This is a genomic window from Bordetella tumbae, from assembly GCF_965139195.1.
Classification (GTDB): Bacteria; Pseudomonadota; Gammaproteobacteria; order Burkholderiales; family Burkholderiaceae_B; genus Bordetella_A; species Bordetella_A tumbae.
The window spans coordinates 1-16,219 of record NZ_CBCSJH010000041.1; the positions used below are offsets into that span (position 1 = coordinate 1).

The 16,219-nt window shown below is 62.0% G+C and carries 12 protein-coding genes; 9 read left to right on the forward strand and 3 right to left on the reverse strand.

Features of this window, described 5'->3' with window-relative positions:
- Window positions 1–129: 129 nt before the first annotated feature.
- Both ACNA0J_RS25700 and ACNA0J_RS25705 read right to left on the reverse strand, forming a co-directional pair.
- Window positions 130–642 carry a flavodoxin family protein gene (locus ACNA0J_RS25700; RefSeq protein ID WP_415821739.1) on the reverse strand — a complete coding sequence of 171 codons (513 nt, stop codon included), beginning with the start codon at window positions 640–642 and terminating at the stop codon, window positions 130–132.
- Window positions 639–1,487 carry a M90 family metallopeptidase gene (locus ACNA0J_RS25705; RefSeq protein ID WP_415821740.1) on the reverse strand — a complete coding sequence of 283 codons (849 nt, stop codon included), beginning with the start codon at window positions 1,485–1,487 and terminating at the stop codon, window positions 639–641. Before ACNA0J_RS25705 ends, ACNA0J_RS25700 begins: the two co-directional genes overlap by 4 nt.
- A gap of 107 nt (window positions 1,488–1,594) precedes the next feature.
- Here ACNA0J_RS25705 and ACNA0J_RS25710 point away from each other — a divergent pair, with 107 nt between their 5' ends.
- The 6 genes from ACNA0J_RS25710 to ACNA0J_RS25735 all read left to right on the forward strand — a co-directional run bounded on the left by ACNA0J_RS25710 (window position 1,595) and on the right by ACNA0J_RS25735 (window position 9,139).
- On the forward strand, window positions 1,595–3,889 hold the full coding sequence (locus ACNA0J_RS25710; RefSeq protein WP_415821741.1) for a RelA/SpoT family protein: 2,295 nt from the start codon (window positions 1,595–1,597) through the stop codon (window positions 3,887–3,889).
- Window positions 3,890–3,964: 75 nt separating this feature from the next.
- Entirely contained in the window at window positions 3,965–5,119 is a 1,155-nt protein-coding gene (argE, locus tag ACNA0J_RS25715) for an acetylornithine deacetylase (protein ID WP_415821742.1), read from the forward strand.
- Window positions 5,120–5,428: 309 nt separating this feature from the next.
- The gene (gene trpB, locus ACNA0J_RS25720) at window positions 5,429–6,628 is read left to right on the forward strand and encodes a tryptophan synthase subunit beta (RefSeq protein ID WP_415821743.1); all 1,200 of its coding nucleotides are present in this window, start codon (window positions 5,429–5,431) and stop codon (window positions 6,626–6,628) included.
- 4 nt (window positions 6,629–6,632) lie between these two features.
- A complete protein-coding gene (gene trpA, locus ACNA0J_RS25725) occupies window positions 6,633–7,493 on the forward strand; it encodes a tryptophan synthase subunit alpha (protein WP_415821744.1) in 861 nt (286 codons plus the stop codon).
- A 33-nt stretch (window positions 7,494–7,526) separates the two neighbouring features.
- Window positions 7,527–8,402, forward strand: coding sequence for an acetyl-CoA carboxylase, carboxyltransferase subunit beta (accD, locus tag ACNA0J_RS25730; protein WP_415808666.1), 876 nt, complete (start codon window positions 7,527–7,529; stop codon window positions 8,400–8,402).
- Window positions 8,403–8,599: 197 nt separating this feature from the next.
- Window positions 8,600–9,139 carry an acyloxyacyl hydrolase gene (locus ACNA0J_RS25735; RefSeq protein WP_415821745.1) on the forward strand — a complete coding sequence of 180 codons (540 nt, stop codon included), beginning with the start codon at window positions 8,600–8,602 and terminating at the stop codon, window positions 9,137–9,139.
- Between the two features lie 365 nt (window positions 9,140–9,504).
- Here the strand turns inward: ACNA0J_RS25735 and ACNA0J_RS25740 are convergent, their stop codons facing one another.
- Entirely contained in the window at window positions 9,505–12,969 is a 3,465-nt protein-coding gene (locus tag ACNA0J_RS25740) for an Rne/Rng family ribonuclease (RefSeq protein ID WP_415821746.1), read from the reverse strand.
- A gap of 539 nt (window positions 12,970–13,508) precedes the next feature.
- Here ACNA0J_RS25740 and ACNA0J_RS25745 point away from each other — a divergent pair.
- From ACNA0J_RS25745 to msrP, 3 genes are all read left to right on the forward strand, one after another.
- The gene (locus ACNA0J_RS25745; protein ID WP_415821747.1) at window positions 13,509–14,477 is read left to right on the forward strand and encodes an RluA family pseudouridine synthase; all 969 of its coding nucleotides are present in this window, start codon (window positions 13,509–13,511) and stop codon (window positions 14,475–14,477) included.
- Between the two features lie 2 nt (window positions 14,478–14,479).
- A complete protein-coding gene (locus ACNA0J_RS25750; protein WP_415821748.1) occupies window positions 14,480–15,139 on the forward strand; it encodes an HAD family hydrolase in 660 nt (219 codons plus the stop codon).
- A 100-nt stretch (window positions 15,140–15,239) separates the two neighbouring features.
- A complete protein-coding gene (msrP, locus tag ACNA0J_RS25755) occupies window positions 15,240–16,205 on the forward strand; it encodes a protein-methionine-sulfoxide reductase catalytic subunit MsrP (protein WP_415821749.1) in 966 nt (321 codons plus the stop codon).
- The last annotated feature ends 14 nt before the right edge of the window (window positions 16,206–16,219 follow it).

A 16,219-nucleotide genomic window follows, 5' to 3' on the forward strand; every position in this document is an offset into this window, starting at 1 on the left:
GCGCAGGGCGCCGGACCGGCCACGTGAAGCCCCCACGCGGCCACTGCCCCGCATCGACGTCCATAAGTACTCAACTCTGTCCCACGACTGCAAACCCTCACCTGCACCTCTTGACACCCAGCATGCCAATCAAGGTTCGCCCGCCAGCAAAGTAGCCGCGAGCAGGCCGCCGAGTTCTTCGCAGCGGGAGAGGGTGTCCTGAGGCGCGGTCTTGGGGGCTAGGATGGCTGCCGGGGTCTGGGCGCCGTTGCGTTCTATCAGGGGTGGTGCGATGGCTCGCAGGCGCCAGCCGGTGCAGATGCGTTCCAGTTGGCGCGCCGCTCCTGTGCCGTCTGTGCCGGCGCTGATGGCCCCGGCGTAGGGACGGCCCTGGATGTGGTCGAGGACCCCGTAGTAGCAGCGGTCCAGGCATTCTTTCATTTCGCCAGTGAGGCTGGCGAGGTTTTCAGGGGCGCAGAATAGGTACCCGTCGGCATTGAGCAGGTCGGCAGGCGATGTATCCTGTGCGCGTTGAAGGTGGACTTGCATGCTCGCAGTTTGTTCGAGCGCTCGGGCCGTGTCGGCGGCGCCGCGTGCCAATGCCTGGGCCATTTGCTCGGCGTAGCCAGTGCGAGAATGCCAAATGATGAGCAGTTGTTTCATCGGTGCGTTCCCCGCATTGCACGTGCCAGAGGGTCTTGGCGGTAGTAGGTACGTAGGAGCTCGTACCAGTCGGGCAGCGCCTGTGCCAGTGGTTCTGGCTCGACAAAAAAGTGTTCGGAACTGACGGCGAAGAATTCAGCCTCGTCGGTGGCGGCGTAGGGGTCCAGGGGGAGTTGGCTGTACCAGGGGGCGGCGGCGTCGCTTTCAGGGTCGATGTCGCCGGGGATGGCGGCTTCGATCGTGTCCAGGGCTGCGGTGAATTGGTCCAGGCTGCTATTCAGGATGCGGTGCCAGGTGCGTGGCGACAGGCCGGGATGGGCGCTCAGGTCCGGAATGCCGTCAGCGTCGCCCGAGGACAGGTCCAGTTTATGGGCGAACTCGTGGATGATGACATTAAAGGCGGTGTCGCCAGGCAGGGTGTCCGCCCAGGAAAGGATGACGGGGCCTCCCTCCCACGCCTCGCCCGCGGCTTCTTCGTCGTATTCGTGGACAACGCCGGCGTCGTCCTGATGGGTGCGAGGGATGCTGAAGCCTTCGGGGTAAACGATGATTTCTTCCCAGCCTTCGTATAGGGTGGGGGATAGATTCAAAATAGGCAGGGCGGCCTGGGCGGCAATAGACAAGCGCATGAAGTCGCTGAGTACCTGGCCGCGTGCCCCGTTCATGGTTTTGCTGGCCAGAAGCCAGGCGGCGCGAGCTTGCAGCTGTTCGGCTTCATCGGCGCCGAGGGTTGCCAGGAAGGGATAGGCCTGCAGAACGTCGCGCCAGAGTTCCGGTGTAATGCGAGCTTGCATTTGAGCGACTGCCGAGGCGGCTGCGCCTCGGCCTTTGAGCCATCGCAACATGAGTCAAAATTCCTTATCAACCGCGTGGGAGAGCCGTCACCACGCCCGGGCTTAGTGTAGAGTGTAGGAAATTTCGCTTCTTAGCCTGCTGGTCCGTTTCGTTTGCGATGTCCGTAATTCCTGATTCTGATGCGTTCTCGCCCTTTGACGACGCGTGGCACCAGATGGCTGGGGCCGGCCTGGATGCCGATGCGTCCGCGCGCATAGAGCATGCTGTCGCTTGGGCGTTGCCCCAGTTCGCTGATCAGCGCGCTGTGTCCGGTGAGCCTTCGGCTGCTCACGGGGCGGGTGTGGTGCGTATTTTGGCAGGGCTGCAAACGGATGTGGCAACGCGTATCGCGGCGTTGTTGGCTGCGTTGCCGGCGGATTTGTCGGCGCCGGCCCCGCCCTTGCGCAATGATCCCTTGGCGGCCGAGTTCGGCTCCGAGATCGCTCGCCTGGTGCAAGGGGCGCGTGCGCTGTTGCGCCTGGGACTGGTAGCACGGCACGCGAGCGACAGCGAAGCCGACACCGGCGACCAAAAAGAAATGCAGCGCAAAATGCTGTTGGCCATGGCGGCCGACCTGCGCATTGTGCTGATGCGCCTGGCTTCGCGTTTGCAGACCTTACGGTGGCATGCTGCTTCGAAAGAACCCTGCTCGGTGGCGTTCGCCCGAGAAACCATGGATCTGTATGCGCCGCTGGCCAATCGCCTGGGCATTTGGCAGGTCAAATGGGAAATGGAGGATTTGTCGTTCCGTTTTCTCGAGCCCGATCGTTATAAGCAGATCGCAAAGCTCCTGGAAGAAAAACGGGTCGAACGCGAGGCTTTTATCGAGGCGGCGATCGAGCGTTTGCAGACGGCGTTGGCCAAGGCTGGGATCACCGCCGAGGTGAGCGGGCGGCCCAAGCATATTTACAGTATCTGGAACAAGATGCGCCTGAAAGGGCTGGAGTTTTCACAACTCTATGACCTGCGGGCGTTGCGTGTGATCGTGGACGATGTGCGCGATTGCTATACGGCACTGGGCATGATCCACGATATGTGGACACCGCTGTCAGAGGAGTTCGACGACTACATTTCGCGCCCCAAGCCTAACGGTTATCGTTCACTGCATACGGTGGTGACGGACGACGATGGCCGGCCGTTCGAGGTGCAGATTCGCACTCGCGAGATGCATCAGTTTGCCGAGTATGGGATGGCGGCGCACTGGCGCTACAAGGAAGCGGGAGCCAAGGGCGGCCAAGTCTCGGCGTCCAGCGATTATGACCGTCAGTTGTCGTGGATGCGGCAGTTGTTGGCCTGGAATACCGATGTCGAGGCCGGCGATGCCAACCCAGGTTCCGCCACAGAGGCGCCGCAGGCGGCGGGCGGCAAGGCGCGCGGTGCACGTGATGTCCAGGCGCCGGGCCCGGCCAATCAAGGGCGGGACGAGCGCATTTATGTATTGACGCCGCAGGCTCGCGTGATCGAATTGCCCGAGGGCGCGACGCCGGTGGACTTTGCCTATCATTTGCACACGGATCTGGGGCATCGTTGCCGGGGCGCACGCGTCGATGGCCAGATGGTGCCGTTGCAGACGCATTTGTCGACGGGCCAGACGGTTGAGATTATTTCTGCCAAATCGGGCGGCCCATCACGCGATTGGCTGAATCCGCAGTTGGGCTTTTTGGCCAGTCCGCGTTCGCGTGCCAAGGTGCGCATGTGGTTCAACGCGATCGAACTGCAGCAGCGCATCAATACCGGCCAAGCGTTGGTGGAAAAGGAATTGCAGCGCCTGGGCAAGACTGCGGTCAATCTGGAGCAGCTGGCGCAGAATCTGGGGTTTGCGCGGGCCGACGATTTGTATGTGGCTGCTGCAAAAGACGAATTCAGCCTGCGCCAGATCGATGCGGTGTTCCAGGAGCCCGCGCCTGAGGCAGAGCCCGAGGCCGCGGATCTGGCCCACGCGCATAGCGCGGACAGCGCGGCCCGTAGTGGAAAAAGCGGGGTGCTGGTCGTAGGCGTGGGATCACTGCTCACGCAGTTGGCGCGCTGCTGCCGCCCGGCGCCACCGGACGAGATCGCCGGGTTCGTGACCCGTGGGCGCGGGGTGTCGATCCACCGCAAGGGGTGCCATAGTTATCAGGCCTTGGCTGAGCGCGAACCAGAGCGGATCATTGATGTCGCCTGGGGCGACACCGCCGAAACGTTTTACCCCGTGGCTGTCAGCGTGCACGCCCGCGATCGGTCGGGACTTTTGAGGGATTTGTCCGAGGTGTTTGCGCGTCTCAGGTTGAATGTGGTGGGCGTGAATACTCAAAGCCGCCAGTCGTTGGCGCACATGATTTTTACGGTCGAGGTGCGCGGCGGCGAGTCGCTGAACAAGGCATTGGCAGCCCTGTCCGAGGTGCCTGGCGTGAGTTCTGCGGTTCGATATTAGGCGGGGGCCGGACCGCTGGCTGGAAATCTCCGATTTCTCGCCTACACTGATGCTTTATACCTAAAGGGCCATCACATGGATACGCGCACCTGGCTTGAAACCTTGGTGGGGATCGATACCACCAGCCGCAATTCGAATCTGGGATTGATCGAAACCGTGAGGGACCACCTCAAGGCGCAAGGGGTGCAAGCGTGGTTGGCGCATAACAGCGATGGCAGCAAGGCTAATCTCTTTGCCACTTTACCGGCCAGTGATGGCGGCGAGCAGGGGGGGATTGTGCTATCGGGGCATACCGATGTGGTGCCGGTCGATGGACAGAATTGGTCTACCGATCCGTTTACGCTCTCCGAATCGAATGGCCTGGTGTACGGCCGCGGCACCTGCGATATGAAAGGCTTTATCGCGGCGTCGCTGGCGCTGGTGCCCGAGTTCTTGGCCATGCCGCGCAAAAAGCCCATTCATTTGGCATTTTCCTACGACGAGGAGGTCGGCTGCGTAGGCGCACCCGTCATGTTGGCCGAATTGCGCGATCGCGGTATTCGGCCCGATGGGTGTGTGGTGGGCGAACCCACCGGGATGCAGGTCGTGGTGGCGCACAAGGGGATCAATCTGTTCCGCTGTTGTGTTCAGGGCAAGGCCGCGCATTCTTCGTTGACCCCGCGCGGTTGCAACGCCATCGAATACGCGGCCCGGTTGATTTGCCGGATTCGCGAGGTGGCCGACGCCTTCAAGGCCAAAGGCCCGTACGACGAGTTTTACGATGTGCCGTATTCCACGTTGACGACCAATCTGATTCAGGGCGGGATCGCCGTGAACACGATTCCGGAACGCTGCGAATTTTCCTATGAGTTTCGCAATTTGCCCGGGACCCCGGCTGATGAGATTCAGGCGGAAATCGAACGCTATGTGCAGGAAACGCTCCTGCCCGCCATGCGAGCGGAGTTTGACGGGGCGCGCATCGATATTCGGACGGGGGCCCAGGCTCCCGGGCTGGATGCCTCCGAGGCGGCAGCGATTACGCAACTGGTGCGTGCGCTCACCGATGACCGTGCCACGCGCAAGGTTGCCTATGGCACCGAGGCCGGCCTGTTTCAGGGGCTGGGGATTCCGACGGTAGTCTGCGGTCCCGGACATATCGAGCAGGCTCACAAGCCGGATGAATTCGTGGCGTTGGACCAGTTGGCCGCCTGCGAGAGCTTTCTGCGCCGTTTGGGACAATCGCTGGCGTAGCCTGCGCAGCGGTGATTGTTCAGAGCGAGTGCGGGTAGCGGGTCCGTCTGGCATGGGGCCTGATCCGCTTGGCCTGGCCGCCAGCAGGCGCTGGTTGACGATTTCCGCGCGCTGGGGGCCATTGTTGGCCCGACGCTGTGGCTTGCCGATTCTGATGAGACCGTACCCTGCGTGTGGGTCCTATTGCGCCCTTGCGGGCGGACTGGTCCCTATCGTTTCGGCGTCTATGGCGCGCTCGGGTAAAATAATGGGTTGCGAAGCGGGTTGAGCGGCGAATGCGGTGTTCGCCTCCTGCCCAGGAGAAACTTGGTGAATTCTTACGATCTTCCGGATGCCCAGGGTCATTTTGGCCCCTATGGTGGCGTGTTCGTAGCTGAAACGCTGATGCATGCGCTCGACGAGTTGCGTGCCGCGTACGACCGCTGCCGCGTCGATCCCGCGTTCATTGAGGCGTTCAACTACGAGCTCAAGCACTTTGTCGGACGCCCCAGCCCGGTCTACCATGCCGAGCGCTGGTCACGCGAGCTGGGCGGCGCTCAGATCTGGTTCAAACGCGAGGATCTCAACCATACCGGCGCCCACAAGGTCAACAATTGCATTGGCCAGGCGCTCCTGGCTCGTCGCATGGGCAAGCCGCGCGTCATCGCCGAGACCGGTGCTGGCCAGCACGGCGTAGCGACGGCCACCGTCGCCGCCCGCTACGGCATGGAGTGCGTGGTGTACATGGGCAGCGAGGACGTCCGGCGCCAGGCGTCCAACGTCTATCGCATGAAGCTCCTGGGCGCGACCGTCGTGCCGGTCGAGTCGGGGTCGCGCACACTGAAAGACGCCCTGAACGAAGCCATGCGCGACTGGGTGACCAACATCGAAAACACGTTCTACATCATCGGTACGGTGGCGGGACCCGATCCCTATCCGCGCATGGTGCGTGATTTCCAGACGGTGATCGGCAACGAGTGCCTGGAGCAGATGCCTCAGGACGCCGGCCGCCAGCCCGACTATGTGGTGGCCTCGGTGGGCGGTGGTTCGAATGCCATGGGTATTTTCCATCCCTATATCCCCTACGAAGACGTCAGGCTGATTGGCGTCGAGGCGGCCGGTGACGGCATGGAAACGGGCCGTCATGCGGCATCGCTGGCTGCAGGGCAGGTCGGCGTGTTGCACGGCAATCGCACGTACATTATTCAAAACGAGGACGGCCAGATCCTGGACACGCATTCTGTCTCGGCAGGCCTGGACTATCCGGGTGTCGGCCCCGAGCACGCCTGGCTGAAAGACAGCGGCCGTGCCGAATACGTAGGGATCACCGACGACGAGGCCTTGGCGGCGTTCCATGATTGCTGCCGCATCGAGGGCATCATGCCCGCGCTGGAGTCCTCGCACGCGATTGCTCAGGCCGTGAAAATGGCGCCTACACTCTCGAAAGACAAAATCATTCTGGTCAATTTGTCGGGCCGTGGCGACAAAGACATGCACACCGTCGCCGAGCGCGCGGGCATTCAGTTCTGACACCATGACTAGCCGAACCGACCGTATCGCAGCAGCGTTTTCCCGTGTGGCCGAATCCGGCCGTGCCGCTGCGTTAATTCCCTACATTGCTGCGGGCGACCCCTCGCCTGGGGCCACGGTGCCTCTGATGCATGCCCTGACGAAAGCGGGCGCCGACATCATCGAATTGGGAGTACCGTTTTCCGATCCCATGGCTGATGGACCGGTGATCCAACGTGCCGCCGAGCGCGCCATTGCCCAAGGGGTGGGGCTGCGCCGGACACTGGAGCTGGTAGCCGAGTTTCGGCGCGATGATGCCGAGACGCCAGTGGTGTTGATGGGCTACGCCAACCCGATCGAACGCATGGGCCAGGAGACCTTTGCCCAAGCCGCTCAGGCCGCCGGTGTCGATGGCGTGCTGGTCGTCGATTATCCGCCCGAAGAAGTCGATGCCTTTGCCGGCCAACTGGAGGCCTGCAGCGTTGCGCCGATTTTCCTGCTGGCGCCGACCTCGACCGAGGAACGCATCAAAGCAGTGGCACGTGTGGCGCGTGGCTATGTTTACTACGTTTCGCTCAAGGGCGTGACGGGGGCGGGCAGTCTGAACACGGATGACGTGGCCGAACGCGTGGCGCTGATCAAGCAGCATGTCCACATTCCCGTCGGTGTGGGCTTTGGTATTCGCGACGCGGAGAGCGCCCAGCGTATTGCCCGCAAGGCCGACGCCGTGGTCATCGGCTCCAAACTGATCGAAACCCTGGAACAGGCGGTTGCCTCTGCGCCCGCCGGCCAACAGACCGAGTCTGCCGTTACCGCCGCCAGCCAATGGCTGGCCGGTATCCGTCAGGCACTCGACCAAGTCAAACGAGACGGCGCCTCGGCCTGAGGCCGGTGCGCGGTTTCCTCATGGAAAAAGACAATGAGCTGGATTGATAAACTCCTGCCTCCTCGTATCAACAAGACGAATGACAGCGGTGCACGCCGCGTACCCGAAGGCCTCTGGGTCAAGTGTCCGTCTTGCGAGTCGGTGCTCTACAGCGAAGACCTGGCTGCCAACTTGCATGTGTGCCCCAAATGCGATCATCACATGCGCATTGGTTCGCGTGCACGCATCGATTCGTTGCTGGACGTCGAGGGGCGGGTCGAGATCGGCCAGACCACGCGGTCGGTGGATTCGCTCAAATTCAAAGACACGCGCAAGTATCCTGAGCGTGTCCAAGAGGCCATGAAGCAAACCGGCGAAACTGACGCGCTGGTAGTCATGAGCGGCGCCATTCGCGGCGTGCCGGCGGTGGTGGCCTGCTTTGAGTTCGAGTTCATGGGCGGCTCGATGGGCTCGGTCGTGGGAGAGCGCTTTGCGCGCGGTGCTCAGGCGGCGCTGGACAACAAGACCCCGTTTATTTGTGTGGCGGCCTCGGGTGGCGCACGGATGCAGGAAAGCTTGCTGTCCCTGATGCAGATGGCCAAGACCAACGCCATGTTGACGCGTCTGTCGGCAGCGGGACTGCCATTCATCAGCGTCTTGACTGACCCGACCATGGGTGGCGTATCGGCCAGTTTCGCCTTTATGGGCGACGTGGTGATTGCAGAACCCAAGGCGCTGATCGGTTTTGCCGGTCCTCGCGTCATCGAACAGACCGTTCGCGAGAAGTTGCCCGAGGGTTTTCAGCGAGCCGAATTCCTGCTGCAAAAGGGCGCCATCGACATGGTGGTCGACCGGCGCCAGCTGCGCGAGGAAATTGCCCGTCTGCTGGCGCTGCTCACGGATCAGCCCGCAGACGTCGTTGCCGCTTGACGCTTTGTTGTGCGAGATAGGTGATGCTGGTGGCGTGAAATACCTGGGCGATATTTCCATATTGAACAGGAATGCTCCCAGTATTCACCACGAGATGTCGGATTTTCCTAGAGAACTGTTGTCTGGGTCATACATAGGTTGCAGACAATTGCCGAATTTCTGATAACTTAATTGGCGCACCCAATTCAGGAGCTTTCATGCTGAGTTTCAATAATAAAAACATGCTGGCAGCTGCGGCTGCCTTGTCGTTAGCTGGCCTGGCTTGCTCGGCCCAGGCTCAAAGCCAGGGCGGCATTGGCCTGCATTATGGCGTGGGCGACCATTATTCGCGCACCGAGTTGGTGTATGAAACCCCGTCCCTCGAGCTGTATCGATTTGGCGGTAATTGGGGTCACATTGATCTGAACGGCGAGTTTGGCGCAGCCTATTGGTCTGCCAATGGTTCGCGTGATCCGAGCCACGTCTGGCAATTCAATGCGATTCCGATGTTCCGCTGGTGGATGAGCGATCGTTTCTATGTCGAGGCTGGTATCGGCGCGACATTATTCACGCACACCAGGTTTGCCGACGAGAATATCAGTACCGCATACCAATTCGGCGATCACGTTGGCTTGGGTTTCCTGGTCACGCCGAACAACCGCTTGGGCCTGCGTTATTCGCACTTTTCCAATGCCAGCATCAAACGCCCGAACCCGGGTCTGGATGTGTTGCAGTTGACGTACACGTATCAGTTCTAATGTTTGTTGAAGCAGGGTAGTTCCCTGCCTCGTTCAATGCGCTTTCCGCCGTCTGTGCGGATGTTGTCGCAGCGGACCTGATAACGCGACCCCGGCTTCGGCCGGGGTTTTGTTTTTTTGTTGCCGGGCCGTCCCAAAACAAAAATGCCCCCTTGGGGGGCAGCAAGCCGAAGGCGCAGCGTGGGGGCTTTTTTTGTTGCCGGGCCGTCCCAAAACAAAAATACCCCCTTGGGGGGGCAGCCAGCCGAAGGCGCAGCGTGGGGGTTTTTTTTCGTTATTCCTGAGTGAGCAGATTGAGCAGATGCGATCAGCAATAAAAAACGCCGGCATTGCTGCCGGCGTTCTGGGCCTCGCGTGACGCTGGTTTATTGGCGCTGAGTTTCTACTTGCACCAAGGGGGCGTTCGAGACCGGCGCGACTGGCTTGCGTTCGCGGCCCAGACGGGACGGGACATGGCCGGCTGCGATGCGTTGCTGCGTTTGCGCATGGCGTTCCGGATCGGTTTCTACCCACTTCAGGCCCGCTGCATCCACGACGTCGTGCAAGGCTTGGGTCGACGTGGCCGGTGCTGCCGGTACGACGATGGGCTGCGAAGCCACAGACGCTGCGGCAGGGGCCGTAGCAGGGGCTTGAGCAACGGGCGCAGCGGCTGCCGGAGCGGGCGTTGCTGCGGTTTCGCCGGCTGCGGCTGCCGAGGTGGCTGCCGGTGCCTGGGGTACTGCAGCGCTGGCGAGAACCTCTGTTGCGGTCGCGTCCGCGATGGCAGCGGGGACCGTTACCGGGGTGGCAGGCTCTGGCGCAGCAGGAGCTGCCTCAGGGGCCGAAAGCTCCCGGACCGGAGCCGGTGCCGAAGGCGCCGAGGCTACAACTGCTTCGGTCGCTGTCGATACGCTTGCCACAGGAGCGGTGGTCTCCGTCGTGGTCGCGTCCGACTCAGTCGATGGCGTGGCGGCAGTGGGCTCTGCCTTGACCGGCGCTGTTTCGACGGGCGCTTCGGTCGTTCTGGCTTGGTCAACTGCTGCGACAACCGCGGCTTCGCCGGCCGATGCTGGTTGAGCCGGTGCTGCGCTCGCCGTGGCAGGTTCGGTCGTCGCCGGTTGCTCCGCAGCCACCGCGGGCTCTGCGGATACGGAGGCGGTGTCAGCGGGTTTGGCTGTCTCGGCGGCGGCGTTGCGTACGGCAGCAGCGGCTGCCGCGGTCGTTGCCGCGGCGGCTGCCGTTGCCGCAGCCGCTGTCACTGCGGCCAGCGGTTGCGCGGCGGATTCCGACGGAGTCGTAGCCTGGGGAGCCGGTTCAATGGCCGATGGCATGTCTTGTGCTGCAGTCGGGGCCTGAGTGGCGCCGGCTTCAGCCGCAGACGAGGCTTGCACAGCCAGTGTGTCCGTGGATTCAACGGCATCGGCTTGATCGTCGGCACCCTGCAGGGCCTGATCCTCTTGGCTGCGACGGCCACGACGGCTGCGGCGGCGGCGGCGTTTGCGTTCCGGATCGCCCGTGCCTTCGGTATCGCTACCTTCGGTGGCGGCCTCAATCCCTTGGCTGTCCGTCACGGCGGCGTCCGTTGCATTTTCGGGGACGATTGCTTTCGGCGCTGGAGCTGCGTCGGCCACGCGTTGCGTGTTGGCTGCAACAGCGTAGTCAGCGGCCGAGACGGCAGCCGTTGCAACGGCTGCGCCGGCTGCCAGCGCGTTGTCCTGATCGTTCAAGGAGACGTCTTGCTGGTTGCTGTCGTCGCGACGATTGCGGCCACGGCCGCGGCGATTGCGATTGCCGCGAGGTGCCTCGTCTGCCGAGGCGTCAGCGCCTTGAGCGCGGTCTTGACGGGCGTTGTCACGATCAGCGCGTGCCGTGGAGTCGGCTTCTGCGCGAGCATTGTCACGGTCGGCACGTGCGGGGCGGTCTGCACGTTCTTCGTGGCGGCGATTGCCGCGCACGTGATGACGGGCCGCGCCTTCGGACGGATCACTGGCGTCGGTGGCTTGGCGAGCGTCATTGTTACGGCGCTGGCGGTTGCGATCCGAACCCTGGCGGTCGCCACGGCGTTCCTGGCCGTCCTGGCCGCGTTTGCCGCGAGCCTGGTTGCCACGTTTCGGTTCGTCTTTTGTTTCGGTCGGAGCCGGGGTCGGGCTGCCGCTCAACCAGCCAAACAGGCGTTTGAACAGATTGCCCAGGCTGAAACCGGACGATGCTGCAGCAGGCGCCGCGGCAGGCGTCGACACGGGAGCGGGCTGCGAGGGGGTGATGCCCTTGACCAGAGCTTCGGGGCGCGCCTTGATTTCTTGGTCTTTCGGGGCCCACGTTACGTCGGTCGACGGGGCCTCGGTCAGCTCGAAACTGGTTTTGACTTCTTCGAGGCGCGGGTCGTCGTGACGCAGGCGCTCGATGTGATGGTGAGGTGTTTCCAGGTGCTTGTTGGGGATCAGCACCAGATTGACCTTGAGGCGGGCCTCTATCTTGGTGATGTCGGAACGCTTTTCGTTGAGCAGGAAGGTGGCCACGTCGACCGGCACCTGGGCGTGAACCGCCGCGGTGTTTTCCTTCATGGCTTCTTCTTGCAGCAGGCGCAGTACATGCAGGGCGCTGGACTCTGCGTCGCGGATCACACCGGTGCCGTTGCAGCGCGGGCAGGTGATGTGCGAGCCTTCGTTCAGGGCGGGGCGCAGGCGTTGGCGCGACAGCTCCATCAAGCCAAAGCGCGAGATCTTGCCCATTTGCACGCGGGCACGGTCGAAATGCAGGGCATCACGCAGGCGCTGTTCGACGGCGCGCTGGTTTTTGCTGTCCTCCATATCGATAAAGTCGATGACGATCAGGCCACCCAAGTCACGCAGGCGCAACTGGCGGGCGACTTCGTCGGCGGCTTCCACGTTGGTGCGCAGCGCGGTTTCTTCGATGTCTGCACCACGGGTCGAGCGCGCCGAGTTGACGTCCACTGCAACCAGCGCCTCGGTGTGGTCGATCACGACGGCGCCGCCCGAGGGCAATTGCACCGTACGCGAGTAGGCGGTTTCGATCTGGTGTTCGATCTGGAAACGCGAGAACAGCGGGATGTCATCGCGGTAGCGTTTGACGCGCTGGACGTTGTCCGGCATCACCACGCTCATAAAGGCGGTGGCCTGGTCGGCGATCTCGTCAGTATCGATCAGGATCTCGCCAATTTCGGGCGAGAAATAGTCGCGGATGGCCCGGATGACCAGGCTGGACTCGAGATAAATCAGAATGGGGGCGGCGTTGTCGCGGGCGGCTGAGTCAATGGCCGTCCAGAGCTGCATCAAATAGGACAGGTCCCATTGGAGCTCGTCGACATTGCGGCCGATGCCAGCGGTGCGGGCAATGATGCTCATGCCTTGTGGCACTTGCAACTGCTCCATCGTATCGCGCAGTTCTTGGCGGTCTTCGCCTTCGACGCGGCGTGAGACACCGCCGCCACGCGGATTGTTGGGCATCAGGACCAGATAGCGGCCCGCCAGCGAGATGAATGTGGTCAGGGCGGCGCCCTTGTTGCCGCGTTCTTCTTTTTCGACCTGAACGATCAGTTCCTGGCCTTCGCGCAGGGCGTCCTGGATGCGGGCGCTGCGGACGTCGACGCCTTCTTTGAAGTAACTACGGGCGACTTCCTTGAAGGGCAAAAAGCCGTGGCGGTCTTCGCCGTAGTTGACGAAGCAGGCCTCAAGGCCGGGCTCGATGCGGGTGATGACGCCTTTATAGATGTTGCCTTTGCGCTGCTCGCGGCCGGCGGTTTCGATGTCGAGGTCGATGAGTTTTTGCCCATCGACGATGGCAACGCGCAGTTCTTCCTGGTGCGTTGCATTGAACAGCATGCGCTTCATGAGTGGTGTTCTCCGTTGTCATGACGCGCCGATATCGGCGCGTGACCCCGGGCCNCTCGGGCTGCGGACTGAAGCAGGGCAAGAAAATCAAACGTCAAACGGCCGCCGGGCTGCGCCCAGGCAGAGCCGCCGCCGGTTAGGCGGGCACATCGTGCCAGAGGGCACGGGGTTCTGTCAGCAGGAGAGTCAGTTTCACTAAGTGGTTGACGGAAAGGGTTGCTGTGAACGACAGATGCGGCGAACGATCAGCCTGCGCGCACCTGGTGCTTTAAATTACGCGATGATTCTTGCAGTGCTTCAGAGCCGCTTGCGGCATGCAACGACTCAGCCAGGACAGCGGGCAAAAAGTGCCACACCACCGTCCGGCAGAGCGCGGTTGCGCCGGCGACCGAGAGGCCCCGGAGCTGAACCAGCAGGCAGCGGTACAATGGCGGCCCGCGCGCTCGACGGAGACGCGTTGTTGCATCTCTACGCCGGGCGGCTTTTCAGCCTCGTTGTTCAGCCCCCGATGTTCAGCCCCTCAAGGCTGTCCCGATTATATGTCGCTTTCCGTAATGCGCAAAGAAACCCCTATCTCGACTTCGTCTGCACCTGCTGTCCGCCTCGTCGAGGTGGACGTGGAACACGACGGCCAGCGTATCGACAATTTTCTGCTTCGCCTGTGCAAGGGCGTGCCCAAGAGCCATATCTACAAGGCAATCCGTGGCGGTGAGGTGCGGGTAAATAAGGGACGCATTCAGGCGGACTATCGTGTCGTAGCCGGAGATATGGTCCGCGTACCGCCGCTGCGGTTGCCGGCGGCGGGTGAGGCCAGGCCAGTGCCGGGGGCTGAGTTCCCTATCGTGTTCGAGGACGACGCTTTGCTCGTCATCGACAAGCCTGCCGGGGTGGCAGTTCATGGGGGCAGCGGCGTCTCATTCGGCGTCATCGAGCAATTGCGGGCGGCGCGGCCGGAGGCCCGTTTCCTGGAACTGGTGCATCGCCTGGACCGTGAAACCTCGGGCTTGCTGATGGTGGCCAAAAAGCGCAGCGCGCTATTGGCGTTGCACGCCATGCTGCGCGAAGGCAAAGGCGACAAGCATTACCTCGCCTTGGTCGAGGGAGACTGGGTCAATGATCGCCAGCATATCCGGCTGGCGCTGACTAAATGGACCACACAGTCCGGCGAGCGCCGCGTGCGTCCCGATCCTGACGGACAATCGGCCCATACCATCGTCACGCTGCGGCAACGCTTTGGCCGTTACAGTCTGGTCGACGCGGAACTGCGCAGTGGGCGTACGCATCAAATCCGTGTGCATTTGGCGGCCAGCGGTTTTCCGATCATCGGTGACGATAAATACGGGACGGATGAAACGAGGGCACAATTTGCCCGTCAGGGCTTCAATCGCATGTTTCTGCATGCCCATCAATTGACCTTGCCGCATCCCTTGACCGGCGAGATCCTCAGGTTGACGGCCGAGTTGCCGCCAGCCTGCCGTAAGCTATTGCAGCAGTTGGAGAATCAATAACCATGTCGTCGTATTCGCTGGTGGTGTTCGACTGGGACGGAACCTTGATGGATTCCACCAACGGCATTGTTTCCGCCATTCAGGGCGCGTGCCGCGACCTGGAGTTGCCCGTGCCGTCCGCCTCCGAGGCCAGTTGGGTGATTGGCTTGTCGCTGGAGAGCGCCTTGCGCCGGGCGGTGCCCGAGTTGACCCAGGCCATGTTGCCGCGATTCCTCGAGCGTTATCGCATTCATTATTTGTTGCGCGACCCCGATTTGCAGTTATTCGAGGGAATAGAGCCGCTGCTGGGCGAACTGGCCGGCCAGAAAATCCGCTTGGCAGTCGCGACCGGGAAAAGCCGCGTCGGGCTCAATCGTGTGTTGGCCGCTACGGGCTTGCGCGATATCTTTGACGCTACGCGCACGGCCGACGAAACGTTCAGCAAGCCGCATCCGGCCATGTTGCATGAACTCATGCAGGAATTGGATGTCGAACCCGAACGCGTGATCATGGTGGGCGACACCTCGCATGACCTGAATATGGCGGCCAACGCCGGCGTACATGGTCTGGGGGTCGCCTATGGTGCTCATAGCCCACAAGAATTGCTGGGGTGCACGCCCCAGGCTGTAGTCGATACCGTGCCCGCTTTGCGAGAGTGGCTCTTGTCTCGCGTCGGGGTTTGATCGGCGTCTGATGCGCATCCTGGCGTTGTTTGCTTGCAGTGGTTAGTCTGTTGTCATCTGTCGCGTCTCATCCCCTGGGTAGACGCCAGGAGAACTGGTCATGTTGATACGTAAGCCCCGTCACGAGCCCGCATCGTCCGAAATTACGCCCGAGGCTGTTTGGCAGTCGCGTCGCGAATGGATGGCACGCGCCGCCATGGCCGCAGCGGCCGCGGGTTTGCCGGCCTGGGCGTCGCGCAGTGCATTCGCCCAGAGCGGCGCCGAGTTGCCCGGCCAGCCGAGCCCCGCCTATTCGGTCATGGACAAGCCGACCGAATGGAAAGACGTCACCACCTACAACAACTACTACGAGTTCGGGGTCGATAAAGACGCGCCCGCAAAATACGCGGACAAGCTGCAGACCCGTCCCTGGACGGTCTCGGTCGAGGGCGAGGTGCTGCGTCCGCAAACCTTTGATATCGATACCCTGCTGAAACTGGCCCCTCTCGAGGACCGGGTCTATCGCCTGCGCTGTGTCGAGGGATGGTCCATGGTGATTCCATGGGTGGGGTATTCGCTGTCGGCCTTGCTCAAGCAGGTCGAGCCTACAGGCAATGCCAAGTATGTAGAGTTCACGACGGTCGAGCAGCGGGAAAATATGCCCGGATTGCGTTATCCCGTGCTCGAATGGCCCTATGTCGAGGCGCTGAGACTGGACGAGGCCATGCATCCGCTGGCGTTGCTGGTCTTTGGCTTATACGGAAAAGTCCTGCCGAATCAAAATGGTGCGCCGCTGCGTTTGGCTGTGCCCTGGAAATATGGCTTCAAGTCGGCCAAGTCGATTGTGCGTATTCGTCTGGTCGAGCGTCAGCCGACGAGCTCATGGATGCAGGCGGCTGCCAACGAGTATGGGTTTTATGCCAACGTGAACCCCGATGTGCCTCACCCTCGCTGGAGCCAGGCGACCGAGCGGCGGATCGGCGAGGGTGGTTTTTTCACGCCCAAGCGCAAGACGCTGTTATTTAATGGTTATGCCGACCAGGTCGCCTCGCTGTATCAGGGGATGGATTTGGCAGCGAATTACTGACGGGTCGTCGCGTT

Bases quoted from the DNA above. Each gene is read 5' to 3' on its own strand.
- ACNA0J_RS25750 (WP_415821748.1), top strand. From the start codon at position 14,480: ATGTCGTCGTATTCGCTGGTGGTGTTCGACTGGGACGGAACCTTGATG.
- ACNA0J_RS25735 (WP_415821745.1), top strand. From the start codon at position 8,600: ATGCTGAGTTTCAATAATAAAAACATGCTGGCAGCTGCGGCTGCCTTG.
- ACNA0J_RS25745 (WP_415821747.1), top strand. From the start codon at position 13,509: ATGTCGCTTTCCGTAATGCGCAAAGAAACCCCTATCTCGACTTCGTCT.
- trpA (WP_415821744.1), top strand. From the start codon at position 6,633: ATGACTAGCCGAACCGACCGTATCGCAGCAGCGTTTTCCCGTGTGGCC.
- msrP (WP_415821749.1), top strand. From the start codon at position 15,240: ATGTTGATACGTAAGCCCCGTCACGAGCCCGCATCGTCCGAAATTACG.
- ACNA0J_RS25740 (WP_415821746.1), bottom strand. From the start codon at position 12,969: ATGAAGCGCATGCTGTTCAATGCAACGCACCAGGAAGAACTGCGCGTT.
- accD (WP_415808666.1), top strand. From the start codon at position 7,527: ATGAGCTGGATTGATAAACTCCTGCCTCCTCGTATCAACAAGACGAAT.
- ACNA0J_RS25710 (WP_415821741.1), top strand. From the start codon at position 1,595: ATGTCCGTAATTCCTGATTCTGATGCGTTCTCGCCCTTTGACGACGCG.
- ACNA0J_RS25700 (WP_415821739.1), bottom strand. From the start codon at position 642: ATGAAACAACTGCTCATCATTTGGCATTCTCGCACTGGCTACGCCGAG.
- ACNA0J_RS25705 (WP_415821740.1), bottom strand. From the start codon at position 1,487: ATGTTGCGATGGCTCAAAGGCCGAGGCGCAGCCGCCTCGGCAGTCGCT.
- argE (WP_415821742.1), top strand. From the start codon at position 3,965: ATGGATACGCGCACCTGGCTTGAAACCTTGGTGGGGATCGATACCACC.